Below are 24,675 nucleotides of genomic sequence, written 5' to 3'. Positions count from 1 at the left end.
CCGAGACGAGTTCGCCGATCGGTGTCGGCTGCGCGGCCGGGCTCACACACCCTGGCCGTGCGCTCTTATATGACTGCACAGTGTCTACGTTCGAGGCTAGAGAGCATCGCTTTGCGGGCGCAAGGCTCGGACAGATCGCATACCGGTGGAGCGGCATCCCGCCGGATGATGGCCTCCACACGAGCTGGTCATGGGCTGCCCACCCGATCGGATAGACTGTTTAGGTTGTTCCTTGGTGACGTGTCCGAGCGGCCGAAGGAGCACGCTTGGAAAGCGTGTGTTGTGCAAGCAACCGCGGGTTCGAATCCCGCCGTCACCGCCAAAAGCATGAAGGGTCTCCGCGCCAGCGGGGGCCCTTCATGCTTTTTATCGAGCGCTGGGGATTCGGGGAGGCGCGAGCGCAGCGAGCACCGGACCCGCCGCCCGGCCGAGAGCTCAGTCGAACGTCACGCCGAAGCTCTGTCCGCCCGGCTCCGCAGGGAGCGGTGTCATGCCCAGCCGCCTGTAGAAGGCGGCGGCGCCCGTGTTGTTCGGGTCCATGCCCAGATGCAGCCCCCGCACTCCGCGGCGGCGCAGTTCGGTGAAGAGCGTCTCGATCAGCTGGCGCCCGAGTCCCTGACCCTGGGTCTCGGGCAGGAGGTCGATGTGCAGGTGCGCGGGGTACTCCTCCGCGTTCGCGTCCCGGCCCGGGGCCTGCGCATAGCCGTATTCGATCATGCGATCCTCACGGGTGCTCGGCTCGTCGACCCTCGGGTACCGCTCCTGTCGCATAGGCCACCACTCGTCGCGGAACCAGGTCGCGAAGGCATCCGTGTCGTCCGTCGCCACGATGTAGCCGATCACGCGCTCGTCGTCGGTCTCGACGACCCAGGCGAGGTCAGGGTGGCGTTCGACGTACGGCACGGCGAAGAGGTCACCCCAGAGCGAGTCGTCCGAGAAGATCCCGGTCGCGTCGGCTCCGGCATCCGCAGTCCTGACGCAGACGTCGTAGAGGGCGGCGCGGTCGGACGGACGATACGGACGGATGCGCGACAATGCTGCTCCTCGATGCGATGTGGACGGTGTCAGCCTACCGGCGCGACTGCGGGGTCGTCCCGCTGCGACGTCGACTGCACCCACGGCAGCAGCCAGGCCCCCAGCACGAGAACGACGCCGGCGCCGACCAGCGCACCGCCCAGCGTGTCGGTGGCCCAGTGCACCGACAGGAGAGTACGCGAGAGCGCCATCGCGACCACCCAGAGGATGCCGAGGATCGCGGTCCACACGCGAGGGAAGACCAGCCACAGGACCATCGCGATCGTCGCCGCGTTGGCGGCGTGCCCCGAGGGGAACGATCCGTAGTCGCTCACGACGATCATGTCCTCCGGGCGCGCTCGTCCGAACAGGTGCTTCAGCAGCTGCACGGCGCCGGCGCTCGCGAGGAACGCCACAGCGGCGAACACGGCGGCCTGCCATCGCCGAGCCACGAGAAGAGCGGTGATCAGCAGCAGCGGAACGAGCAGGATCGCTATCCACCCGCCGCCGATGCTGTTCAGCACCAACGCGAACGACAGCATCGCGTCGGTGCGGTACGTGCTGATCGTCTCGTTCCACCAGGTGTCGAAGCCGGGAGGCTCGGTGTACCCGAACACGATCGCCGCTCCGAGGAGCGTCGCCGCGACGAGCATCCCTATTCCCCACCACAGCAGCGTTCGTGATCTCATCGAACCATTCTGCCGGTCGGAAGCTGAAAGTCAGGGAGCCAGCATGCCGACAGTCCGTGGACGCACGATCAGCCACAGTGACAGGACCCCGATGGCCGCGCATCCGACCATCACGGAGGCCATGGTCGTGGCAGTGATCCCCGCACCCTGAGAGACCCAGCCGACGACCGGCGAGATCAGCCCTGCGACGCCGAAGTTCGTGGCTCCGATCACGGACGCCGCGGTGCCCGCGGCCTTGCCGTGCCTGTCGAGAGCGAGCACCTGCACGTTCGGGAAGGTGAAGCCGCAGGCTGTCATGAAGACGAACAGCGGGATGACCGTGCCCCACAGCCCGAGGCCGAGCTGATCGGTCACGATGATGGCGATGCCCGCGAGAAGCAGGACCGCCGTCGAGTAGGCCATGACCCACTGCGGTCCGAAGCGCGCGGCGAGTCGCGAGGCCGTCTGCACGCCGGCGACGACACCGAGCGAGTTGACCGCGAACAGGAGACCGTACTGCTGCGCGTCGAGCCCGTGCGTCTGCTGGAACAGGAACGGCGAGGCAGACAGGTACGAGAACAGACCCGAGAAGGTCATGCCCCCGATGATCAGCACGCCGATGAAGACGCGATCGGAGAACACCGAGCGGTAGCGCTGCATAACTGTCGCGCCGCCCTTCTCCTGGCGGCGTGCGATCGGCAGCGTCTCGGGGATGAAGACGATGGCCGACACGAGCATGACGACGCCGTACAGGGCCAGCACGACGAAGATGCCGCGCCACGGCATCAGCGTGAGCAGCCATGAGCCGATCAGCGGGGCGATCACCGGGGCGACGCCCGACACGAGGGCGAGCCGCGACAGCATCACCACGAGCCTGCGGCCGCCGAACAGATCGCGGACGATGGCCATGGCGACGACGCCGCCCGCGGCCGCTCCCACGCCCATCAAGACTCGCGCGCCGCTGAGCAGCGGAAGGGTGGGCGCGTACGCCGCCGCCGCACTGGCGAGCACGTGCAGCGCTGTCACGACGATCAGCGGGATTCGGCGGCCCACTTTGTCACTGAGCGGCCCCACGACGAGCTGGCCGAGCGCGAAGCCGATCATCGTGCCCGTCAGGGTCAGCTGGATCGCTGCCGCCGTGGTCTCGAAGTCCTGCTCCAGCACCGGGAAGGCAGGCAGATACAGGTCGATCGTGAACGGGCCGAGCGCGGTGAGCGCGCCGAGCAGCACGATGTACAGGGCTCGACGGCCGTTCGAGATCGAGTCGCCGGGGTGCAGCATGATCGGCGCGGTGGCCGGGTTCGAGCCGAGCGTGCGGATCGCGCCCGTCGACGACGGGATGCGGATGCTGCCCGTGGCGGTCCGCTCAGGAGCGGGGGCGGTCGGGATGGAGTCAGTGCGTGGAGCGTCGGGCACGACGGTCCTTCCGGAGTTGGGGGGGGATCAGGTGAGTCGCGAGGGATCACGTCGCGAGAGCGGCCGAATCCGCGACGGAAGTCGAATCGATTCGATCCGGGCGAAGTCTCCATGCTACAGCCCGCTCGCGCCCACCTGCGTGCGCCATCGACGCTGAGGGGTCAGCCGAGGCGAGCGAGCCCCTGCTCGAGGTCGGCGATCAGGTCGTCGACGCCTTCGATGCCGACGGACAGCCGAACGACGTTCTCGGGCACGGCGAGCGCGGTGCCCCGCACCGAGGCGTGGGTCATGTCCGGCGGGTATCCGATCAGCGACTCGACACCGCCGAGGGACTCCGCGAGCTGGAACAGCTCGGTCGATTCCGCGAACGACTTGGCTGCATCGGCACCGGCGGAGAGACCGAGTGACAGCATCCCGCCGAACCCGCTCATCTGCCGCGTGGCGACATCGTGCCCCGGGTGAGAGGCGAGCCCCGGGTAGTACACGGTCGCGAACTCCGGGCGGCCGGCTGCCCATTCGGCGATGGCCTGCGCGTTCTCGGAGTGCTGGCGCACCCGCACCGCGAGCGTCTTGATGCCGCGGGTCGTGAGCCAGGCGTCGAGAGGCGCGGAGACCGCACCCACCGCGAACTGCTGGAACTTGACCTGCTCGAAGAAACGGTCGTCGCGGAACACGACAGCACCGCCCAGCACGTCGGAGTGCCCGCCGAGGTACTTCGTGGTGGAGTGCACGACGAGATCGGCGCCGAGCGAGAGCGGCTGCTGCAGTGCCGGTGAGGCGAAGGTGTTGTCGACGACGGCGATCGCCCCGGCCGCGTGGGCGATCTCGGCGATGAGCTCGATGTCGACGATCTTCAGCAGCGGGTTGCTGGGCGTCTCGACCCAGACGATCTTCGTCTCGGGCCGGATCGCCGCGCGCAGCTCGTCGACGTCCGACAGCTCGACCGTCGTGGTCTCGATGCCCCAGGGCGCGAGCACCTTGGTGAGCAGGCGGTAGGTGCCGCCGTAGACGTCGTTTCCGAGCACGATGTGATCGCCGGGTCGGAGGATGCCGCGCAGCAGCGCATCCTCCGCAGCGAGCCCCGACGCGAACGACAGCGCGTTCGCGCCGCCTTCGAGTGCGGCGAGCTGCGTCTCGAGCGATGACCGTGTCGGGTTGCCGGCTCGGTTGTACTCGTACCCGTCTCGGAACCCGCCGATGCCGTCCTGCACATGCGTCGAGGCCTGATAGATCGGCGGGATGATCGACCCGGTGGTCGGGTCAGGCGCCTGACCTGCGTGGATGGCTCTGGTGGCGAAGGCATGCTCGGACATGTCCCTCAGCCTACGTCCGCTCCGGCGACCGCATCCGCTCCTGTTACGTCCGGCGTCCGGCGTCCGTGCGGGATCAGCGGGAGATGTACGACAGCAGGTCCTGTCGCGTGAGCACCGTGTGCGGCTTGCCGTCGAGGGTGACGAGCAGCGCGTCGACGTCGGCGAGCGCCGCACGTGCCTGCGCGATCGGCGCGTGGATGCCGATGAGGGGCAGCCTGTCCCCCACATGATCGCCCACGGCGTCCGCGGGCTTCGCATCGCCTCGGAACAGCAGGTCCAGCAGCCCCTTCTCGTCGACCGTGCCGACCACCTCGCCCATCATGACCGGCGGCTCGGCGCTCAGCACTACCAGCTGAGAGACGTCGTACTCGGTCATCATGCCGATGGCCTCGAGCACGGTGTCGGTCGGATGCGCGTGCACCAGATCGGGGATGCCCTCCCCCAGGCGGGCCGTGCGCGCGGCGAGCACGTCGCCGACGGTCTCGCCCTCCTCCACCTCGCTGAAGCCGTACGAGCGCATCCAGCCGTCGTTGAAGATCTTGCCGAGATACCCGCGCCCGCCATCCGGCAGCAGCACCACCATCACAGCGTCCGCCGGCAGATCACGCGCCACCCGCAGCGCGCCGACCACGGCCATGCCGCTGGAGCCTCCGACGAGGATTCCCTCTTCTCGCGCGAGCCGCCGGGTCATCGCGAACGACTCGGCGTCGTCGACGGCGACGATCTCGTGCGGCACGCTCGGGTCGTAGGCGCCGGGCCAGATGTCCTCGCCGACGCCCTCGACCAGGTACGGGCGCCCGGTGCCGCCGCTGTAGACGCTGCCCTCGGGGTCGATTCCGACGATGCGGACCCGATCGTCCGACACCTCTCGCAGATACCGGCCGGTTCCGGTGATCGTGCCCCCGGTGCCGACCCCGGCGACGAAGTGCGTGACGCGGCCGTCGGTGTCTCGCCAGATCTCGGGGCCGGTGGTCTCGTAGTGGCTGCGCGGCCCGTTGGGGTTCTCGTACTGGTTGGGCTTGAACGCCCCGGGGATCTCGCGGGCGAGCCGGTCGCTCACGCTGTAGTACGACTCGGGGCTGTCGGCCGCCACCGAGGTGGGCGTGACGACCACCTCGGCACCATAGGCGCGCAGCACGTCGATCTTGTCCTCGCCGACCTTGTCCGGCAGCACGAAGACGCACTTGTACCCGCGCTGCTGGGCGACCAGCGCGAGTCCGACGCCGGTGTTGCCGCTGGTCGGCTCGACGATCGTGCCGCCCGGCCGCAAGTCGCCCGAGGCCTCGGCCGCGTCGATGATGCGCGAGGCGATGCGGTCCTTCGCGGAGCCGCCGGGGTTGAGGTACTCGAGCTTCACGAGAACCGTGCACTCCACGCCCTCGGTGACGTGCTGGAGCTTCACGAGGGGCGTGTCGCCGACGAGGTCGACGATGGAGTCTGCGTACTTCATGTTCACAGCGTACGTGCGACGATGCCGCGACCGGGGCTGTGTTGCGCCCGATCGCGGCATCGTGTGCTCGACCTGTCTCCGAGAGCCGATCAGCCCTTGGTGGACCCCGCCAGGAGTCCTCGCACGAAGTACCGCTGGAGCGAGAAGAAGACGATCAGCGGGACGATGATCGACACGAAGGCTCCTGCGGTGAGCAGGTACCATCCCTCGCCGCGACCGGTGATCTCGGCGAGCACCTTCGTGATCGGCGAGGCGGCGCCGTCGGCGAACACGAGGGCGACGAGCAGGTCGTTCCACACCCACAGGAACTGGAAGATCGCCACCGACGCGATCGCCGGCATCGTCAGCGGAAGCACGATCCGGAAGAAGATCTGTCCGCGGGATGCGCCGTCGACGCGAGCCGCCTCGATGATCTCCCCCGGGATCTCCGACATGAAGTTGTGCAGCAGGTAGATCGCCAGCGGCAGCGCGAACATCGTGTGCGCGATCCACACCTGTGCGTAGCCGCCCGAGGCGTCCAGTCCCTGCGTCACCTGGACGCCGAACAGGTTGATGCCCCGCGAGAACGACGACAGCAGCGGCACGAGAGCCATCTGGATCGGCACGATCTGCAGCGCGAACACGAAGATGAACAGCGCGTTGCGTCCCTTGAAGTCGATCCAGGAGAACGCGTAGGCCGCCATCGCCGCGATCATCAGCGGGATGAGCGTGGCGGGGATCGTGATCACGATGGAGTTGAAGAACGACTCCAGGATCGTCAGCTGCGTCGTTCCGGACTGCAGCACGGCGACATAGTTGTCGAGCGTCAGCTGCGGGTTGGTGAAGACCGTCCACCAGCCGCTCGTCTCGATCGCGTCCCTCTCACGGAACGACGAGATGAACAGGCCGAGCGTCGGAATCGTCCACACCACGGCGATCACGATCGATGCGACGGTGGCCCACGGACGGCTCAGGCGCTTGCGCGCGCGGCCGGCCGAGGCTTCGAAGCGTCCGGCGGTGGTGATCGCCCTCGTGCTCTTTCCGGTGTCTGAGTTCACGGTGTCGGTCATCGGATCTCCCGCTGCTTCTTGATCTGGCGCGCGTTGTAGATCACGATCGGGAGCACCAGGATGAACAGGATGACGGAGAGCGCAGCGCTGCGTCCCGCCTCGAACTTGGAGAACTGCGTGTACATCTCGTTCGCGAGCACCGAGGTGCCGTAGTTGCCACCGGTCATCGTGCGGACGATGTCGAAGACCTTCAGCGAGGCGATCGAGATGGTGGTGAGGACGACGATCAGCGCGGGGCGGATCGACGGGATCGTCACCGAACGGAATCGCTCCCACGCGTTCGCGCCGTCGAGCTCGGCCGCTTCGAGGAGCTCTGTGGGAACTCCCTTGATCGACGCCGACAGGACGACCATCGCGAAACCGGTCTGCACCCAGATCAGCACGACGATGAGGGCGAGGTTGTTCCACGGTCCGTTGAGCAGGAACTGCTGCGGTTCTCCGCCGAACCAGACCAGGATCTGGTTGAGCAGACCGATCTGCTCGAACTCCGGACCGCGGTAGGCGTAGACGAAGCGCCAGATGATGCTCGCGCCGACGAACGAGATCGCCATCGGCATGAAGACGAGGAGCTTGTAGATCTTCTCGCCGCGGGTCTTGTCGATGAACACCGCGTAGGCCAGACCGACGATGGTCGAGAGCGTCGGGACCAGGAGCACCCAGACGATCGTGTTCACGACCGAGGTGACGCCGTCGGACTGCGTGAAGATCCAGAGGTAGTTCGAGAAGCCGACGAAGTCGCTGCCGGTGGAGTTCCAGAACGACGCGTATACCGTCTGGATGGACGGCAGGATCAGGCCCGCGAGCAGCAGCAGCATGGCCGGGGCCATGAATGCCACGAGCTGGATCAGGTACCCGGCTCCGTCGCGGGAACGGTAGTCGAGGAAGAAGAACAGGGCGCCGACGGCGACCGCTACTCCCATCGCCCAGTAATAGGAGTTGAAGAACCACATCACCGCGAACGGGATGAGCAGGCACATCGCCAGGCGGATGCCGGTGTAGAGCGCGCCCTTGCGGGGCGCGATGTCGACGAGAAGCAGGATGACGACGACGACCACCGCGAACGCGATGACGACGGCGAGAGCCTGGGCGATCGGGGGCAGAGACCCGATCCATTGGAAGAACACAGTCGCGTTCATGGATTCCCCTTCATGAGACGGAGCTGATCAGCGGTCCGCGCGGCGATGCGCGGACCGAGAGGGAGAAGGTGGGCCGCCCGACGGGGCGGCCCACCTCATCCGATCAGCTGGAGGGCCAGCCGGTCTCGATCTGGGTCAGGACCTCGTCGGTCGAGGTGCCGTTGATCCAGGCGACCATGCCCTTCCAGAAGGTTCCCGAGCCGACGGCGCCGGGCATCTGGTCGGATCCGTCGAAGCGGAACGTGACCGAGTCGTCCTGGAGCAGCTTGATCGACTCCTGCAGGATCGGGTTCTCGACGGCCTCGATGTCGACGCCCTTGTTCGCAGACGTCACGCCACCGAGCGCCAGACGGCTGTCGGCCCACTCGGGGCTCGAGAGGTACTCGAGCACCTTCTGCGTCGCCTCGTCGTCGCTGAACGCGCCGACGATCTCGCCACCACCGGTGATGAACGTCTCGTCCTCGCTCTGGCTCGGAAGCAGGAACGCCCACACGTCGCCGTCCTCGGCGATGTTCGTGCCCTCGGGGAAGAAGCCCGACAGGAACGACGCCTGGTGCGTCAGTGCGCACTCGCCGCTCGCGACCGCAGGGGCCACGTCGCCGAATGCCGTGGAGTTGACCGAACGCACGTCGCCGAAGCCGCCGTTGACGTAGGCCGGGTTGAGCAGGATCTCGCCGGTGGCGTCGAACGCCTCCTTGATCTGCGGGTCGGTGAAGGGGATCTCGTTCTTGACCCACTGGTCGTAGACGTCGGCGCCCGCGTTGCGGAGCACGAGGTCCTCGATCCAGTCGGTGCCGGGCCAGCCGGTCGCCACACCCGACTCGAAGCCGGCGCACCAGGGTGCCTTGCCGCTCTTCTCCTGGATGGTCTGGGTCAGTGTGAGCAGCTCGTCCCAGCTCGTGGGCTCCTGGACTCCCCACTCGGCGAACTTCGTCGGCGAGTACCAGACCCAGCCCTTGACGCTCGCCATGAGCGGCGCGCCGTAGAACTCGTCCTCGTAGGTGCCGAAGTCGACCCACCCCTGCGTCCAGTACTCCTTGGCGTTCGCCTCGACGGCGTCAGGGGCCGGCTTCAGGAAGTCGCGAGCCGCGTAGTCCGCGAACAGACCCGGCTGCGGGAAGATCGCGATGTCGGGCGGGTTGCCGCCCTGTGCACGGGTGCCGAGCTGAGTCTCGAAGTCCTGGCTGCCCTCGTACTTGATCGTGATGTCGTTCTCCTTCTCGAAGTCCGCCCAGGACTCTGCGAGAAGTTCTGCCTCTCCTTCGACGATCGTGCCGTAGATCGTGACGGTGTTGTCTCCGCCGCCGCCTTCTCCCCCGCCGTCCGTGCCGCCGGGAGCACCACAACCGGCGAGCGCGATGCCCGCGACTCCCAGCAGTGCGATTGGCGCGTAACGCCGGGAACGCTGTGACAGACCCATGTGAATTCTCCTCTTCGAGTTTCCCGGCTCCCACGACATTCCGCGCCGCCCCTCGGCACAGAATCGGGAACCGATTCCAGGACAACCTATCGGGGTCCGACGCCGCGGCACAATAAGCCAGGATCACAGACTGACAACCATTCGCAGCGCCCTGGCACGAACCATGGGAGCGCTCCCTCACAATTCCTGTGGAACCGGTTCCTTTTCGTCCCTGCGACCCGTTACGCTGTCATCGGCGCAGGGGTGGGGGCTCGCGTCGCAGTCATGGTCGAGGAGGACCGGATGAGCACGATCGCCGACGTCGCGGCGCGCGCTGGCGTGTCGAAGGCGACGGCGAGCCGAGCACTCAGCGGACGCGGTTACGTCTCGGAAGACACCCGCAAGCGGGTCGCCGATGCTGCCGGAGAACTCGCCTATGTCGCACACTCCTCCGCGACGAGTCTCGCCACGGGTCGCACGCAGACCGTCGGAGTCATCATGCCGCCGGTCGACCGCTGGTTCTTCTCGGAGCTGCTCGCCGGCATCCAGGAATCGCTGTTCGCCCTCGACTACGAGCTCGCGCTCTACGGCATCCGCGAAGGCAGCGAGACCCGCGAGCGCCTGTTCGACGTCGTGCTGCCCGGGCGACGGTTCGACGGGATCATCGCCGTCGGCATCCAGCCCAGCGCACAGGAGCTCGAACGTCTGCACCGCTCCGAGCGACCGCTCGTCAGCGTCGGTCCGTACAGTGAGGGATCCAGTGCCGTGTCGATCGACGACATCGCCGCCGCCCGGATCGCCACCGAGCACCTGATCGAACTCGGCCATACTGATATCGCGTTCGTCGGCGGATCCACGGATCCGGACCATCTCAGCTTCGGCGACGCCCAGCGCGTGGAGGGATATCTCGAGGCTCTCGCCGCGGCGGGACTCGAGGCGGTCGCGAGGATCGCGGACAGCCGCCCGACCATGCCCGGCGGCTACGCCGCCGCCGTCGAGCTCCTCGGTGACCGCAGAGGACGCCCCACCGCGATCGTCGGCGTCTGCGACGAGGCGGCGATCGGCGCGATGATCGCGGCACGTCGCCTTGGCATCGCCGTGCCGACCGAGCTCAGCATCGTCGGAGTCGACGACCACCAGCACGCCGAGATGTTCGCGCTCACGACCATCAGGCAGTCACCGCGCGAACAGGGCCACGAGGCAGTGCGCCTGCTGCGGCAGCAGATCGACCACCCGGATTCTCCGCGCGAGCGCACCGTGACGACATCCTCGCTGGTCGTCCGGAGCTCCACCGCCGGACGACGCTGACCGCTCCTCTGCGGATCTGCGCTCCGGACGCACGAAAGCCCCGGGCGGACCCGGGGCTTTCGTGAAGCGTTCAGACGCTTCCAGGGCGAGGCGTCACGCCGCGACCTGGAACGGATTACTTGAGGGTAACCGTGGCGCCTGCCTCTTCGAGGGCAGCCTTGGCCTTCTCGGCTGCTTCCTTGTTCGCGCCCTCGAGCACGGCCTTGGGAGCACCGTCGACGACGGCCTTGGCCTCGCCGAGACCGAGCGAGGTGAGCTCGCGGACGGTCTTGATGACCTGGATCTTCTTGTCGCCGGCAGCCTCGAGGATGACGTCGAAGGAGTCCTTCTCCTCAACCTCTTCAGCAGCGCCGCCGCCTGCGCCTGCAACGGCGACGGGGGCAGCAGCGGTGACCTCGAACTTCTCCTCGAACGCCTTGACGAAGTCGTTGAGCTCGACGAGGGTCAGGCCTGCGAACTGCTCGAGCAGCTCCTCAGTGGTGAGCTTAGCCATGATGTATCTCCTAGATAGGTGGGTTTGTTGAACGAGATCGTGGGTCGCTCACGCGGCCTCAGCGGTCTCCAGCTTTTCGCGAAGAGCATCGATGGTGGCAGCAGCCTTGCCCATCGTCGCCTTCATCATGCCCGCAGCCTTCGCCAGCAGAACCTCACGGCTCTCGAGCGCGGCGTACTTGTTGACCTCGTCGGCAGAGAGGGCGTTGCCCTCGAAGATGCCGGACTTGATCACGAGAAGCGGGTTGGCCTTGGCGAAGTCACGAAGAGCCTTGGCAGTGGCGACGAAGTCGCCATGCACGAACGCGACAGCCGACGGACCCTTGAGGTCGTCGTCCAGCGCGGTGATGCCAGCCTTGTTGGCGGCGATCTTGGTCAGCGTGTTCTTCACCACGGCGTACTCAGCGTCCTGACGGATGCTGTTGCGCAGCTCCTTGAGCTGGGCAACCGTCAGACCGCGGTACTCGGTCAGCAGAACGGCAGTCGAGTTCTCGAATGACTTCGTGAGCTCGGCAACCGATGCGTCCTTCTGCGCCATGGTCACTCCTTGGTGTGTACGAGGCGCCTCACGGAGGTGAGGCGCCGACCCCTGACCGCATGCAACAGAAAAGCTCCGGCGCAAGCGCACGGAGCTCTGAAAGTTCGTGTCCTGCGCGGGCCCCTGCTGAGCAGAGCTTCGATCGCCTCGCGTTCTCACGCACGACGATGACCAGCGGTCTTCGGTTGTTCCCAGGCTACCTCATCGACCGCCGACCCTCAAATCGGACGTCAGTCCCGGTGCGCCGCGCGTCCCCGGTGCCCGGCGAGTGCGTCGGCGGCCCGGATGAGACTCAGGTGCGAGAGCGCCTGCGGAGTGTTGCCGGCCTGCCGCTGGTGTCCGACGTCGTACTCCTCCGAGAGCAGGCCGAGATCGTTCGCCATCGCCATCACTCCGGCCATGAGGTTCTGCGCGTCGCCCGTGCGCCCGCTCGCCGCATACTGCTCGACGAGCCAGAAGCTGCAGGCGATGAAGGGATGCTCCCCTCCACCGAGTCCGTCGACCCCGGACTCGGTGCGATAGCGCCGCACGAATCCGTTCACGAGCAGGCGACTCTCGATCTCGGCGACGGTGCGCAGCATGCGCGGATCGTCGGCGGCGCAGTACCCGACCTGCGGCAGCAGCAGCAGCGAGGCATCGACGTCGCCGGATCCGTAGTGCTGGACGAAGTGGCCGCCCTCCGCATCGACACCGCGGTCGTCGATCTCGCGACGCAGGCGATCGCGCACGCCCTCCCACCGCTCGGCATCGCCGGCGAGACCATGCTCCCGCACGGCACGGACTCCCCGGTCGAGCGCGGCCCACATCATGACCCGCGAGTGCGTGAACCACTGCGGCTCGCCCCGGATCTCCCAGATTCCGTTGTCGGGGCGATCGATCGACGCGATCACCTGCTCGACGAGCGCGCGCTGCAAGGGCCAGGAGAAGTCCCCCTCTTCCAGACCCGCGATCCTGGCCGCCTCGAGAGCGACCAGGACCTCGCCGATCACATCACCCTGGTATTGGTCGACGGCCCCGTTGCCGATGCGCACCGGCGCTGAACCGTCATAACCGGGGAGACTGGTCAGCTCGCGCTCGAGGAGATCGCGCTCACCGGCGATCCCGTACATGATCTGCACCTCCCGCGGTTCCCCCGCGACGGCCCGGAGCAGCCAGCGACGCCACTGATGCGCTTCGGCGAGGAAGCCATGAGCGATCAGCGCCTCGAGCGTCAGCGCGGCATCCCGCAGCCAGACGAAGCGGTAGTCCCAGTTGCGCGAGCCGCCGAAGTCCTCGGGCAGCGAGGTCGTGGCCGCGGCGACGATGCCTCCGGTGTCCTTGTTGGTGAGCGCACGCAGCACCAGCAGAGAGCGGACGACGGCGTCGCGATGCGGGCCGTCGTGGCGGATCCCGCTCGCCCATCCCTGCCACCAGGCCCGCGTCCCGGCGATCGCCTCTTCGACGTCGAGCGGCTTCGGCGCTTGCTCATAGGAGAGGAACCAGCTGAGCGTGAGGTCCCGGATCTCGTCGGGGCCGACCGTCACCGTCGCCCGGTGCCGATGGTCCTCGGCGTGGAATCGCACGCCGCGCACGATCACCGACTCGGGCCCGGCCGTCGCATGCAGCGCCGGGTGATCCGGAGTGCCGACCTGCCGCACCCACGGCAGCCGACGGGAGTAGTCGAAGTGCAGGCGCAGCTCGGTGTCGAACTCGACGCTGCCCGAGACGCCGACGATCCGTCGGATGACCTCGGTGCGCGTCGGCTGGATCGGCATGAACTCGTGCACCTCCGCGACGCCCTCCGCCGTCTCCCACCGGGTGACCAGGATGAAGGTGTCCGAGAGGTAGAACCGCGTCGATGTCGCCCCGGCATCGCTCGGGCGCAGCGTCCAGCATCCGTGACCGGGGTCGCCCAGGAGAGCGCCGAACACCGAGGACGAATCGAAACGCGGAAGGCACAGCCAGTCGATGCTGCCGTCTCGCGAGACGAGCGCGCCGGTGCGGCAGTCGCTGAGCAGGGCGTAGTCCTCGATCGGAGCGGGCATCGACCGAGTCTGGCATGTTCACCCGAGGGTCGGAGCGATTACGGTGAGAACATGACCGATGCGACGACGCTGGTGATCCTCGGTGCAGGTGGCGACCTCACCTCTCGGCTCCTCCTGCCCGCTCTGGGCCAGCTGCTGAAGAGAGAACCCGCGCGTTCGGTGCGGATCGTCGGCGCCGATCGCGAGGAGTGGACGGATGCCGAGCTGCGGGCCGTCGTCGACACGGCCTTCGCCTCGATGGACGCCGAGGACGCGGCAGCCCGTGTCGACGTCACCTACGCCCGCACCGACATCACGCGCGCCGACGATCTGCGTGCGCTGCTCGGCGGCCTCACCGGCCGCGTGGCCCTCTACTTCGCAGTGCCTCCGGCCGTGGCGGCGGCGTGCATCGCCGCACTCACGCCCGACATGCTGCCCGCGGGCGCGATGCTCGTGATGGAGAAGCCGTTCGGCACCGACGAGTCGAGCGCCCGCGAGCTGAATCGCATCCTCACCGCCCTCGTGCCCGAGACCCAGGTGTTCCGCGTCGACCACTTCCTGGGTCGCTCGACCACGCTGAATCTCCTCGGCGCACGGTTCGCGAACCGCATCCTCGAACCGCTCTGGTCTGCGGAGAGCATCGAGTCCATCGACATCGTCTACGACGAAGCGCTGGCGCTCGAGGGGCGTGCGGGTTACTACGACAAGGCCGGCGCACTGGTCGACATGATCCAGAGTCATCTGCTCCAGGTGCTCGCGGTGCTCGCGATGGAAGAGCCCGCCACCCTCGACGAGGTCGACTTCCGCGCCGCGACCGGCGCGGTGCTCCGCGCGACCACCGTGTGGGGCGACGACCCCGCCGGGTCGTCTCGCCGCGCCCGCTACACCGCGGGAGAGATCGACGGCACCGCGAAGCCCTCGTACGTCGACGAACCCGGCGTCGACCCGGGTCGGGAGACCGAGACGCTCGCCGAGGCGACCTTCGAGGTCCGCAACGCGCGCTGGGCGGGAATCCCGTTCCGGCTCCGCTCCGGCAAGGCCCTCGGAACGCCCGCCAGAGAGATCGTCGTGCGCTTCCGTCCTGTCCGCCATCTGCCCCGCGGGCTCACCGGCACGTCCGACGGAGCGGTGCTGCGCTTCTCGCTCGGTCCCGACCGGATGTCGCTCGAGCTGAACCTGAACGCATCCGAGGACCCGCTCGAGCTGGAACGCGCGATCCTGTCCGCGGAGCTCGGCGAGGGCGCGCTCAAGGCGTACGCCGAGGTGCTGTCCGGCGTCCTCGACGGGGATCCGATGCTCGCCGTGCGGGGAGACGCCGCCGAGCAGTCGTGGCGGATCGTTGCCCCCATCCTCGAGGCGTGGCAGCGGGGCGATGTGCCGCTCGACGACTACGTCGCCGGATCCGCCGGCCCGGAGGCGTGGCCGACGCACAGCTGAGTCTCTGCCGGGGTCGAACGCCCGAGGGAACGGCCCGGGCGGCGTGTGCGGGAGGGAGAGTCGGCGACCGGGGTTACCCTCGATAGGTGACCCCCGAACTCCAAGCTCGCATCGTCGCGGACTCCCGCGACCGCGTCGCCTGGATGCGGGCACGGTCCCGCGGGATCACCGCCACGGATGTCGCCGGACTCACGAGCGAGCGGTCCATCGCCCGCGCCGCCGACTCCAAGCTCGGCGGCGGGCCCCGGTTCGGAGGCAACGCCTACACCGATCACGGACGCCGCCGCGAGCCCGAGATCGCCGCCTGGGTGGCGGCGACGCACGGCATCCTCCCCTCCTCCGCCCTGTTCCGCGCTGAGGTCGAGCACCGCCATCTCGCGACTCCCGACGGTATCGCCGTCGACGCCGACGGTCGCGTGAAGCTCGCGGAGATCAAGACCACGAACAAGGCGTTCCGCGGCATCCCCCGCACCTACCTGCGTCAGGTGTGGTGGCAGCAGCACGTGCTGGGCGCCGAGCGCACGCTCTTCGTCTGGGAGGAGCACGTCGACTTCTCCCCCATCCATGACGAACCCCGCTGCGTCTGGATCGACCGCGACGACCGCGAGATCGCGAAGCTCGTCGGCCTCGCCACAGATCTCATCGACGAGCTCTACCGGCGCACCACCGGTCAGCAGGTGCCGACCCGCATCGCGGATGCCGCGGCGGCCGCCGCCGCCAGCCGGCGCGAGCACCTGCGCGAGCGCGATGCGTTCCGCGCTCTCGCACTCGCCGACTGAGCCGGTCCGCACCGCACGAACTCACGTGCAGGACGCGTTGAGCCCGAGCAGCGCGATCGACAGCTGGCGCGAGGTCCCGGCCGACACCCAGGACGTACCGGCCAGGAGGTTGGTCACCGTCAATGTCGTGGTGCTGCCGAGAAGGTTGGAGATGAGGCTGGCGAGCAGACTCTGAGTGAGGACGGCGGTGTGGGTGTAGAGGCCGCCGGCAGGACCTGTCGTGGTGATGTTCGCCGCCGGGACCACTGCTGTCGTCGCTCCCTGGGTGAGTGTGAGCCTGACCCCGCTGGCGGGATACACCGACGTCCACACGAGCCGGACGTTCTGGAAGACGCCCAGACCGTTGTTCGCCACCGTGCAGGCGATGATCGTGGCGGGGGGAACGCGGAACGCCGTGATCGTGGCTCGACCGTACTCCGGGTCGGTGAATGCCGCGTCGGTGATCTGCGCCGGCGGCGCGAGGGCCACTCCGCAGAGCAGCGCCGCACCGGCGACTCCGGCCAGGACGCGCTGCCGCCGCACGATCACGACTCGCCTCGGTGAGCTCCGGTGCTGCGGCGGCGCCGGGTCGCACTCAGCGCGGCACCACCGGCCACCAGGGCCAGCGCCCCGCCGATCGCCCAGGGAGCGAAGGTCGCACCGCCCGTCGTCGCCAGCCCGCCGTCGGGTCCGACCGTCGCGGACTCTCCGGCGCCGCGTGCATGCACGCGCACCTGGGTGCTGCCGTCGTCCGCGCCGTCCAACGCGATGACGAGCCTGAGGTGGGCCACCTCTGTGTCGGCCATCTCGACGAGCGGCACCTCGAGGCCGTCACGAGGTATCGACCAGCCGGACTCGAGTGTGGTCGCGCCTCCCCGGCATCCGCTCTCATCCCACTCCTGCGCACAGCGGAGCACGTCCATCACCAGCGCCGCACCGCCGCTCGCACTGACTCCTACCGCCACGGTCCCGGGGTCCGGTGCCTCAGCGCTCACCGTCACATCCCACTGCACGGGCTGGCCAGGCAGGAGGCTCGACGCGGCATCCCAGTCGGCGACGGAGACCAGCCGCAGCACCTGTCCCTGCACGACCTCGGTCGAGGGGGCCGCCCACGCCGGACTCACCGCGACGAGCGCTGCGCAGACGACCGCACAGGCACCCGCGACGCACGCCACCCGCCGGTTCATCGGTCGACTCCCGCCGGATCGACCTGCTCGCGACTCTCCTTCCGGGAGCGCGGCCAGAACGCCCAGACGACGAGGACCGTCGCGCCGATCGTGAGTCCGCCCAGTACGTACGGATCGCCCATCGCGACGATCACGGTCGCGATGCCGGGGATCGAGAACAGCACGATCCGAACGGTCTGCACGGTGTACGGATACGGATCGTCGGCCGCGTTCGCGTCTCCGCGCATCGTGATCACCCGTTCGTCCGCACTCGCACCGGGAGCGATCGAGGTGATGCGGTGCGTGACCGGCAGATCGCCTGCTCGATCGACGGTGACGACGTCGCCGACCTGCACCTCGGATGCCGGGACGCTCTGGACCACCGCCACGGAACCGGCGGGAATCGTCGGCGCCATCGATCCCGTGCGGAACATGATGAGGGTGATGTTCGCCGTGAAGGCGACGATCACGAGCACGATGCAGATGACCCCTGCGGCGGCGGCGAGCCAGAGGAGGACATCGGCGAGCGCCCTCCCGAGAGTGCCTCGCGAGGACGCCGCGGCGGGTGCCGGCGACGCGGACGCATCATCGACCGTCGCCTGTTCACGCAGGCTGCGCCTCGTCGGTGCACTCATGTCTCCTCCTCACGTCATCCGATGCTCTGCCCGCACGTCAGCTCGACACTCCGGCGATCTGCCATGTCTGGATCGCCGTCAGCCCTTGCGCGCCGTTGTCGGTCGCTGCCGGCAACGTCACTGCGAAGCAGTAGTTCACGGTCGTTCCGCCGTTGGCCGCGACCGCCTGGGTGCCGGTGCCGCCGACCGACAGCAGCGAGTTGTCGGGAACGACAGCCGTCCCGGCCGTGTAGGTCGTGCTGTTGCAGGCCGTCCCCGCGATGGCCCTCACTCCGTATCGCAGGTAGGTGCCGAGCCCGGTTCCCGCCGTCGACGTCACGCTGAGCTGCAGCGTGCCGGCCACCGATGGATTCGCGGTCCGCACGCTGAACAGCGCGTACGTGGTGTTGCCGGGAGCCATGGCCGAGAACGGTGCGCTGAACGACAGCGCCGCCGGGGTGCCCACCGGGTGGCTCGAGAACGTGGCACCGTCTGTCGCCCCGACGATGTCGAACCGCCCGGCGGTGAAGGTCGCATTGCCGTATTCGGAATCGTTCCAGGCGGCCAGGGTCATCGTCGCGCCGACGCCGAACACCAGCCCGCCCGCGAGCACAGCGCGTATCCGACGGGAGAGCAGTCGCTTCCCCTCCCGCATGCCTCTGCGGGTGTCGGCCATGATCAGTCCGCAGTCGAGGTGGCCGTGAACTCCCAGGTCGCGGTCGCGGCGGCGCCCTGCGTGAGACCGGCGCCCGCGGTCACCGCGAAGCACAACTGCACAGGCGTTCCCGCCGTCCCTGCCGGTGCGCCCTCAGCGAGAGGAACCGACGTGGCTCCGGTCTGAGCGCTCAATGTGGTGCCCGTCGCGACGACGGTTCCTGCCGCCGTGGCGTCGCACACGTCGCCCGCGTCGATGGCCGTCACGGTGTACGACAGGTTGGCCTCGTTGCCACCCGTGCCCGCGGTGATCCCCGACGGCACCAGCGTGGCGCCGTTGGTGGTCGTGCTGTCGAGACGCACCCAGAACGGTGCGTAGACGACGTCGCCCGGAGACATCGACGACGCCACGGCGGGCAGCTGGAAGACGAGCGCCGCTGCAGTGTCCCCCAGATCGACGTTGTGATCGTCGTACCCGTCGGTCGCGCTCGTCGTGGATCCCTCCAGATTGAACGAGCCTGCGGTGAAGGTGCCGGTCGCGAACTCGGAGTCGTTCCATGCAGCGAGCGTCACCCCGATTCCGACGCCGAGCACCAGCCCACCGGCGAGCACTGCCAGAACCTTGCGTTGCGTGTCCTTCTCAGCCATGACATTCCCCCTCAGGAATCTCACGAGACGCAGATGGCTGGGGATGGTCGCCCTTCGCGGCCCGCATCCGGTACTCGTGTCGTTCCCGACAGCTTTGTCCACTTCCTGCGCCTGTTCAAGGCCTTCCGTGTCACGATTGCGCATTCCGGCTCACGAATTGCGCAGAAACGTCTATCGGTTTCTGCGACCGATCGGATGGTTGCAGTTCGTCCAGAGCTGCAGCTCAGCTCGCGAGAACACGCTGCGCCTCGACGGAGACTTCGGCCGCGATGGTGTCGAGCAGCGCGGAGCGCAGGTTCCACTGCTGCCAGTACAGCCTGACTCGCAGCGGCGGCCCGCCGAGCGGCACGAGCTCGCGCTCCTTCTGCAGGAGCGGCAGCATCCCCCATCCGAGGCCGAGCCGCACGGCGAGCGCGTAGTCGTGCGACGCGGGCACGTAGTGCCGAGGGGCCCCGTGGTGCGCGACCCCCATCCGCTCGAGCCATTCGTGCTGAAGCGTGTCTCGTCTGTCGAAGTCGACGAAGGGCGCCGCGCTCAACGCCTCTCTGGTGACACCGGACGAGAACCAGCGATCAGCGAACGCCGGTTCTGCCATCGCGTGATACTCCAGCACGCCGAGCGGTGCGACGGAGCACCCGGCGACCGGCGCCGCCTCACTCGTGACCGCCGCCATCACCGTGCCGGACTCGAGCAGCCGAGCCGTGAAGTTCTGGTCGTCGCGGTGCAGGTCGAAGTCGAGGTCGTGGGCTGCCGAGAGCCGTGCGAGCGGAGGCAGGAACCACGTCGCCATCGAGTCCGCGTTCACGGCGAGCGGTATGCGGGTGCGGGGCGCCTCGTCGCCCTCGAGGCCGAGTCCTGCGAGGGCATCGTGCTCGAGGAGTGCCAGCTGTCGTGCGAGCCGCACGACAGCCTCGCCCGCCTCGGTGAGACGGGCAGGCTTGGTGCGCACGACGAGGACCCGTCCGAGCTGCTCCTCGAGCGTCTTGAGCCGCTGGCTCACGGCGGAAGGAGTCACCCGCAGCACCCGCGACGCCGCGTCGAGGGTTCCCTCGTCGGCCACGGCGGCGACAGTGGCGGCAAGCTCCGGATCGATCTTCACATTAGCCATGCTAATGGCGCACAAGGAATCATCGCTGGTGCTCATGTCCGTGCCATCCGTACCGTGGACTCATGCTCTCCGTCTTCTCGGGTCTCGGACTCGGCCTCTCCCTGATCGTCGCCATCGGCGCGCAGAACGTGTTCGTCCTCCGTCAGGGCATCCGCAGAGAGCACGTCCTGCCGGTCGTCATCATCTGCGCCGTGTCCGACGCCCTGCTCATCGCCGCCGGCGTCGCGGGACTCGGCTTCGTCATCTCCGCAGCCCCGTGGCTCGTGGTCGTCGCGCGCTGGGCGGGGGCCCTGTTCCTCCTGGCCTACGGCATCCTCGCCGCCCGCCGCGCCTGGAGGGGCGGGGAGGAGCTGCGAGTCGACCGGACCGGTGCGGAGGGCTCGGCGCCCGGGTCGGGCGGCGGAGCCACGACGGCGACCCGCACCGCGCTCGCTCCCGTGATCGCGACGGCTCTCGCCCTGACCTGGTTGAACCCGCACGTCTACCTCGACACGGTCCTGATGCTCGGGTCGATCGCCGCGACGCACGGCGACGAGCGCTGGCTGTTCGCCGCCGGAGCGATCGCCGCCAGCATCCTGTGGTTCACCGCGCTGGGGTTCGGCGCCCGCTATCTCGGCCGCTGGCTGCGCACGGAACGAGCGTGGCGCATCCTCGACGCGCTGATCGCCGTCGTCATGATCACCCTGGCTGTCAGCCTGGTGCTGCCGGTGCTCGGCGGCTGACCCTGCGTCGCAGACGTGAGCGGACGCCCGTCAGTCGCCGTCGAGGGGCCGAAGGATGCGAGTGAGGAACCTCTGGGTGCGCTCGTGCTGCGGCGCGCCGAAGATATCGGCCGGCGCGCCCTGCTCGACGACCACACCCGCGTCCATGAAGAGCACATGATCCGCCGCCTCGCGCGCGAAGCTCAGCTCATGCGTCACCACGACCATGCTCCACCCCTCGTCGGCGAGCTCCTTGATCACGAGCAGGACCTCCCCCACGAGCTCGGGGTCGAGTGCGCTCGTCGGCTCGTCGAACAGCAGGAGGTCGGGACGCAGCGCGAGAGCGCGGACGATGCCGACCCGTTGCTGCTGACCGCCGGAGAGCTCGTGAGGTCGAGCATCGGCCTTGTCGGCGAGCCCCACGCGGGCGAGCAGGACGCGGGCCTCGGCGACCACCTCGGCCTTGGGTCTGCCCTGCACCCGCCATGGTCCCTCGATCACGTTCTCGAGCACCGAGAAGTGCGGGAAGAGGTTGTGATGCTGGAAGACCATCGCCGACCGATCGCGCAGCGCGAGACGCTTCTGCGCGCGCGTGCGCTTCGACACCGGATCCGACGGGGCGAAGTCGATGTCAGGGCCCCCGGCCACGACGATGGTCCCGGCATCCGGCGTCTCGAGCCCGTTGAGCGCACGCAGCACCGTCGTCTTGCCCGATCCGCTCGGACCGATCAGCACGACGACCTCTCCGCGGTGCAGCGTGAGGTCGATGCCGCGGAGCACCTCGTTGTCGCCGAAGCGCTTGTGAAGACCGCGGGCGGTGAGCAGGGCGTCGGCGGCGGACCTGGGCGAGTGCGCCGGATCAGTGAGCGACATTGCGATCGAGTCTCCTCTCGAGTGCGCTCTGGCCGAACGACAGCACCAGGCAGATCACCCAGTACACGAGCGCGGCAGCCAGGTAGACGACCATGAACTCCAGGGTCGCCGCCGCGATCTGCTGCGCCACCTTGAAGAGCTCGGTGACGAGGATCAGCGAGGCCAGCGACGTGTCCTTCACCAGCGAGATGAACGTGTTGGACAGCGGAGGCACCGAGACCCGCGCTGCCTGGGGAAGGATCACCCGCGTGAGTGTGCGCGTGCGATTCATGCCGACCGTGTACGCCGCCTCCCACTGCCCCTTCGGGACGGAGAGGATGGCGGCGCGCACCACTTCGGCTCCGTACCCGCCGACGTTCAGCGACAGTGCGATGATCGCGCTGGTCCACGGATCGAGCTTGAGTCCGATCGATCCGAGCCCGTAGAAGATCACGAACAGCTGCACGATCATCGGCGTGCCGCGGATGACCGAGATGTAGAACCTGGCGATGCCCGACAGCACGGGATTGACCGAGATCCGCATCAGCGCTGCGCCGATGGCGAGCACGAGACCCAGCGCGAAAGAGATCAGCGCGAGCGGAACCGTCACCGTCACCCCCGCGAGGGCGATCGGTCCGAGCGAGTCGAAGAACAGCTGCCACGGATTCTCCATGGGTTACTGGGTCACGTCTTCGCCGAAGTACTTGTCGCTGATCTCGGCCAGGGTGCCGTCGGCACGCAGCTCTTCCAGAGCGCCGTCGATCGCCTCGACGAGGTCCGTCTTGTCCTTGGTGAAGACGAATGCCTGCTCACCGGCCTCGTCGGTCTCGGCGGCGATCTTCAGGCCGGACGGGCTGTTGGTGGTCTCATAGTCGAGGAAGGTCAGCTTGTCGTTGACGGTCGCATCGACGCGGCCCTGACGCAGCAGCTCGACGGCCTGCGCCCACCCCTCGACGCCTTCGACGGTGGCACCGGACTCGGTGGCCAGCTCGTACCAGTTGCTGGTGAGCGACTGCGCCGTCGTCTTGCCCTCGAGGTCGTCGAACGACGAGATCGAGTCGTCGTCCTCGGCGACGACGATGACTCCCGGCGAGACGGTGTACGGGGTGCTGAACAGGTACTTCTCCTGGCGCTCCTCATTGATGCTCACCTGGTTGGCGATCACGTCGAAACGGCCCGCGTCGAGACCGGCGAAGATCGCATCCCACTGGGTCTCCTGGAACTCGACCTCGAGGTCGAGCTTGTCGGCGACCGCCTGGATGATCTCGACGTCGAATCCGGTCAGCTCGCCGGTTCCGCCGTCATCGTGGAAGCTGAACGGACGGTACGTGCCCTCGGTGGCGACCGACAGCGTGCCGTCCGTGACGAGGCCGAAGCCGGATCCGCTCTCACTCGAGCTGCTGTCGGCAGGCGTGGTGCTTCCGCTGCACGCGGTGAGTGCTGCTGCGGCGACGACCAGTGCGGTGACGGCGATGATGCGACGGGACATGTGACCCTCCTGGGGTGCGGTGAGGCGCGAGTGCTGTGACGCGGAACTCATTCACAGTACGCGGCATCGGACCGGCATCCCAACATCCGATGACGTCCGATGTCGTACTGCACGCAGAAAGGCCCCCGCAGAATGCGGGGGCCTTTCCGGAATCACACTCAGATGGCGTTGACGTCCAGCGGGATGCCGGGGCCGAACGTGGTCGACACGGCGCCCTTCTGGATGTAACGGCCCTTGGAGCTCGACGGCTTGAGGCGGACGATCTCCTCGAGCGCTGCGCCGATGTTCTCGTCGAGCTGCTCGGCCGAGAACGACGACTTGCCCACGACGAAGTGCACGTTGGCGTGCTTGTCGACGCGGAACTCGATTTTTCCGCCCTTGATCTCCTCGACGGCCTTGGCCGTGTTGGGGGTCACGGTGCCGGTCTTCGGGTTCGGCATGAGTCCACGCGGACCCAGGACCTTTCCGAGACGACCGACCTGGCCCATGAGCTCCGGGGTCGAGACGGCCGCGTCGAACGCGGTCCAGCCTGCGGCGACCTTCTCGATGAGCTCGGCGCCGCCGACCTCATCTGCACCTGCGGCGATCGCTGCCTCGGCCGCGGGGCCGGTGGCGAAGACGATGACGCGGGCGGTCTTACCGGTGCCGTGGGGCAGGATGACGGTGCCGCGCACCATCTGGTCTGCCTTGCGGGGGTCGACGGCGAGCTTCAGCGCGACCTCGACGGTCGAGTCGAACTTCGACGAGCCGGTCTCCTTGGCGAGGGCGACTGCCTCGGTGGGAGTGTAGAAACGGTCTGCCTCGATCTTCTCGGCGGCAGCCTTGTAAGCCTTGGACTTCGTAGCCATGATTATTCTCCTCAGCCCTCGACCGTGATGCCCATGGAACGGGCGGTGCCGGCGATGATCTTCGAGGCAGCCTCGATGTCGTTCGCGTTCAGGTCGGCCTGCTTGGTCTCGGCGATCTGACGGACCTGGTCCTTGGTGATCTTCGCCACCTTGACCGTGTGCGGCGTCGACGAGCCCTTGGGCACGCCGGCGGCCTTCTTGATGAGCTCCGCGGCCGGCGGGGTCTTCAGGATGAACGTGAAGCTGCGGTCCTCGTAGACGGTGATCTCGACGGGGATGACGTTGCCGCGCTGCGACTCGGTCGCGGCGTTGTACGCCTTGCAGAACTCCATGATGTTGACGCCATGCTGACCGAGCGCGGGGCCGATCGGCGGCGCCGGGTTGGCTGCACCGGCGTTGATCTGAAGCTTGATCAGGCCGGTCACCTTCTTCTTCGGTGCCATATCCTCTTCCTTTCATCGAACGGATGCCGGTTGCATCCGCTCTCCCGCGAACCCGGCATCTCCGGGCTGCGGTCGTCTGCGCGCACGCCGAAGCGGCACACAAACCAGACAAGTCTACCTGATGCGGAGCGGGCCCGGGAACGCGAGAACGGCCGCCCCGAATGGGACGGC

Annotated in this window: 26 protein-coding genes and 1 tRNA gene; 5 read left to right on the top strand and 22 right to left on the bottom strand. The window is 68.0% G+C overall.

The annotated features are described in order from the left end of the window. Positions 1-234 precede the first annotated feature (234 nt). A tRNA-Ser gene (locus tag ASE34_RS14900) sits at positions 235-322 on the top strand. A gap of 113 nt (positions 323-435) precedes the next feature. Here ASE34_RS14900 and ASE34_RS14895 read toward each other — a convergent pair. The 8 genes from ASE34_RS14895 to ASE34_RS14860 all read right to left on the bottom strand — a co-directional run bounded on the left by ASE34_RS14895 (position 436) and on the right by ASE34_RS14860 (position 9,466). Continuing rightward, positions 436-1,035 carry a GNAT family N-acetyltransferase gene (locus tag ASE34_RS14895; RefSeq protein ID WP_056279811.1) on the bottom strand — a complete coding sequence of 200 codons (600 nt, stop codon included), beginning with the start codon at positions 1,033-1,035 and terminating at the stop codon, positions 436-438. Positions 1,036-1,064: 29 nt separating this feature from the next. Further along, the gene (locus ASE34_RS14890) at positions 1,065-1,703 is read right to left on the bottom strand and encodes a phosphatase PAP2 family protein (protein ID WP_072591647.1); all 639 of its coding nucleotides are present in this window, start codon (positions 1,701-1,703) and stop codon (positions 1,065-1,067) included. A gap of 30 nt (positions 1,704-1,733) precedes the next feature. After that, the gene (locus ASE34_RS14885) at positions 1,734-3,098 is read right to left on the bottom strand and encodes a multidrug effflux MFS transporter (RefSeq protein ID WP_394194683.1); all 1,365 of its coding nucleotides are present in this window, start codon (positions 3,096-3,098) and stop codon (positions 1,734-1,736) included. 161 nt (positions 3,099-3,259) lie between these two features. Beyond that, positions 3,260-4,411 (bottom strand): cystathionine gamma-synthase, encoded by a 1,152-nt coding sequence (locus ASE34_RS14880; RefSeq protein WP_053097421.1) that lies wholly within the window; start codon positions 4,409-4,411, stop codon positions 3,260-3,262. Positions 4,412-4,484: 73 nt separating this feature from the next. Continuing rightward, positions 4,485-5,861, bottom strand: coding sequence for a cystathionine beta-synthase (locus tag ASE34_RS14875; protein ID WP_056279809.1), 1,377 nt, complete (start codon positions 5,859-5,861; stop codon positions 4,485-4,487). A gap of 89 nt (positions 5,862-5,950) precedes the next feature. Continuing rightward, on the bottom strand, positions 5,951-6,910 hold the full coding sequence (locus ASE34_RS14870; protein WP_056279807.1) for a carbohydrate ABC transporter permease: 960 nt from the start codon (positions 6,908-6,910) through the stop codon (positions 5,951-5,953). Continuing rightward, positions 6,907-8,046: a carbohydrate ABC transporter permease gene (locus ASE34_RS14865; protein WP_053097425.1), complete on the bottom strand. Its 1,140-nt coding sequence runs from the start codon at positions 8,044-8,046 to the stop codon at positions 6,907-6,909. Before ASE34_RS14865 ends, ASE34_RS14870 begins: the two co-directional genes overlap by 4 nt. 103 nt (positions 8,047-8,149) lie before the next feature. Then, the gene (locus ASE34_RS14860; protein ID WP_053097426.1) at positions 8,150-9,466 is read right to left on the bottom strand and encodes an ABC transporter substrate-binding protein; all 1,317 of its coding nucleotides are present in this window, start codon (positions 9,464-9,466) and stop codon (positions 8,150-8,152) included. A 282-nt stretch (positions 9,467-9,748) separates the two neighbouring features. On the opposite strand from ASE34_RS14860, the gene ASE34_RS14855 reads away from it, so the two are divergent. Further along, on the top strand, positions 9,749-10,753 hold the full coding sequence (locus tag ASE34_RS14855) for a LacI family DNA-binding transcriptional regulator (RefSeq protein WP_053097427.1): 1,005 nt from the start codon (positions 9,749-9,751) through the stop codon (positions 10,751-10,753). 115 nt (positions 10,754-10,868) lie between these two features. Here ASE34_RS14855 and rplL read toward each other — a convergent pair whose 3' ends face one another. The 3 genes from rplL to ASE34_RS14840 all read right to left on the bottom strand — a co-directional run bounded on the left by rplL (position 10,869) and on the right by ASE34_RS14840 (position 13,807). Continuing rightward, on the bottom strand, positions 10,869-11,246 hold the full coding sequence (gene rplL / locus ASE34_RS14850) for a 50S ribosomal protein L7/L12 (protein ID WP_042539579.1): 378 nt from the start codon (positions 11,244-11,246) through the stop codon (positions 10,869-10,871). A gap of 48 nt (positions 11,247-11,294) precedes the next feature. Next, the gene (rplJ, locus tag ASE34_RS14845; RefSeq protein ID WP_053097428.1) at positions 11,295-11,783 is read right to left on the bottom strand and encodes a 50S ribosomal protein L10; all 489 of its coding nucleotides are present in this window, start codon (positions 11,781-11,783) and stop codon (positions 11,295-11,297) included. Between the two features lie 230 nt (positions 11,784-12,013). Then, positions 12,014-13,807: a glycoside hydrolase family 15 protein gene (locus tag ASE34_RS14840; protein ID WP_056279805.1), complete on the bottom strand. Its 1,794-nt coding sequence runs from the start codon at positions 13,805-13,807 to the stop codon at positions 12,014-12,016. A 51-nt stretch (positions 13,808-13,858) separates the two neighbouring features. Here ASE34_RS14840 and ASE34_RS14835 point away from each other — a divergent pair, with 51 nt between their 5' ends. Together ASE34_RS14835 and ASE34_RS14830 are read left to right on the top strand one after the other, a co-directional pair. Next, positions 13,859-15,223: a glucose-6-phosphate dehydrogenase gene (locus tag ASE34_RS14835; protein ID WP_056279804.1), complete on the top strand. Its 1,365-nt coding sequence runs from the start codon at positions 13,859-13,861 to the stop codon at positions 15,221-15,223. 86 nt (positions 15,224-15,309) lie between these two features. Then, a complete protein-coding gene (locus tag ASE34_RS14830; RefSeq protein ID WP_053097431.1) occupies positions 15,310-16,002 on the top strand; it encodes a YqaJ viral recombinase family protein in 693 nt (230 codons plus the stop codon). Positions 16,003-16,023: 21 nt separating this feature from the next. Here ASE34_RS14830 and ASE34_RS14825 read toward each other — a convergent pair whose 3' ends face one another. From ASE34_RS14825 to ASE34_RS14800, 6 genes are all read right to left on the bottom strand, one after another. After that, a complete protein-coding gene (locus ASE34_RS14825; RefSeq protein ID WP_056279802.1) occupies positions 16,024-16,530 on the bottom strand; it encodes a hypothetical protein in 507 nt (168 codons plus the stop codon). Beyond that, a complete protein-coding gene (locus tag ASE34_RS14820; protein ID WP_056279800.1) occupies positions 16,527-17,168 on the bottom strand; it encodes a hypothetical protein in 642 nt (213 codons plus the stop codon). Before ASE34_RS14820 ends, ASE34_RS14825 begins: the two co-directional genes overlap by 4 nt. Continuing rightward, the gene (locus ASE34_RS14815; protein ID WP_053097434.1) at positions 17,165-17,782 is read right to left on the bottom strand and encodes a signal peptidase I; all 618 of its coding nucleotides are present in this window, start codon (positions 17,780-17,782) and stop codon (positions 17,165-17,167) included. Before ASE34_RS14815 ends, ASE34_RS14820 begins: the two co-directional genes overlap by 4 nt. 37 nt (positions 17,783-17,819) lie before the next feature. Continuing rightward, complete coding sequence (locus ASE34_RS14810) at positions 17,820-18,437, bottom strand: SipW-dependent-type signal peptide-containing protein (RefSeq protein WP_056279798.1); 618 nt, start codon at positions 18,435-18,437, stop codon at positions 17,820-17,822. A gap of 2 nt (positions 18,438-18,439) precedes the next feature. Next, complete coding sequence (locus ASE34_RS14805) at positions 18,440-19,063, bottom strand: SipW-dependent-type signal peptide-containing protein (protein ID WP_053097436.1); 624 nt, start codon at positions 19,061-19,063, stop codon at positions 18,440-18,442. 223 nt (positions 19,064-19,286) lie between these two features. Beyond that, positions 19,287-20,162 carry a LysR family transcriptional regulator ArgP gene (locus tag ASE34_RS14800; RefSeq protein WP_200955182.1) on the bottom strand — a complete coding sequence of 292 codons (876 nt, stop codon included), beginning with the start codon at positions 20,160-20,162 and terminating at the stop codon, positions 19,287-19,289. A 71-nt stretch (positions 20,163-20,233) separates the two neighbouring features. Here ASE34_RS14800 and lysE point away from each other — a divergent pair, with 71 nt between their 5' ends. Beyond that, positions 20,234-20,893, top strand: a complete 660-nt coding sequence (gene lysE / locus ASE34_RS14795) for an L-lysine exporter (RefSeq protein WP_056279794.1) — start codon at positions 20,234-20,236, stop codon at positions 20,891-20,893. Positions 20,894-20,923: 30 nt separating this feature from the next. Here the strand turns inward: lysE and ASE34_RS14790 are convergent, their stop codons facing one another. From ASE34_RS14790 to rplK, 5 genes are all read right to left on the bottom strand, one after another. Continuing rightward, positions 20,924-21,745 (bottom strand): amino acid ABC transporter ATP-binding protein, encoded by an 822-nt coding sequence (locus ASE34_RS14790; RefSeq protein ID WP_056279792.1) that lies wholly within the window; start codon positions 21,743-21,745, stop codon positions 20,924-20,926. Next, the gene (locus ASE34_RS14785; RefSeq protein ID WP_053097440.1) at positions 21,732-22,397 is read right to left on the bottom strand and encodes an amino acid ABC transporter permease; all 666 of its coding nucleotides are present in this window, start codon (positions 22,395-22,397) and stop codon (positions 21,732-21,734) included. Before ASE34_RS14785 ends, ASE34_RS14790 begins: the two co-directional genes overlap by 14 nt. Before the next feature lie 3 nt (positions 22,398-22,400). Further along, positions 22,401-23,213, bottom strand: a complete 813-nt coding sequence (locus ASE34_RS14780) for an amino acid ABC transporter substrate-binding protein (RefSeq protein WP_056279790.1) — start codon at positions 23,211-23,213, stop codon at positions 22,401-22,403. Positions 23,214-23,371: 158 nt separating this feature from the next. Continuing rightward, positions 23,372-24,061: a 50S ribosomal protein L1 gene (gene rplA / locus ASE34_RS14775; RefSeq protein ID WP_053097442.1), complete on the bottom strand. Its 690-nt coding sequence runs from the start codon at positions 24,059-24,061 to the stop codon at positions 23,372-23,374. Between the two features lie 11 nt (positions 24,062-24,072). Then, entirely contained in the window at positions 24,073-24,504 is a 432-nt protein-coding gene (gene rplK / locus ASE34_RS14770; protein WP_053097443.1) for a 50S ribosomal protein L11, read from the bottom strand. Positions 24,505-24,675 lie beyond the last annotated feature (171 nt).

The organism is Microbacterium sp. Root280D1 (assembly GCF_001428975.1).
In the GTDB taxonomy this organism is placed as follows: Bacteria; Actinomycetota; Actinomycetes; order Actinomycetales; family Microbacteriaceae; genus Microbacterium.
Note: the sequence above shows the minus strand (reverse complement) of the source record. Positions and strands in the feature narration are given on the sequence as shown.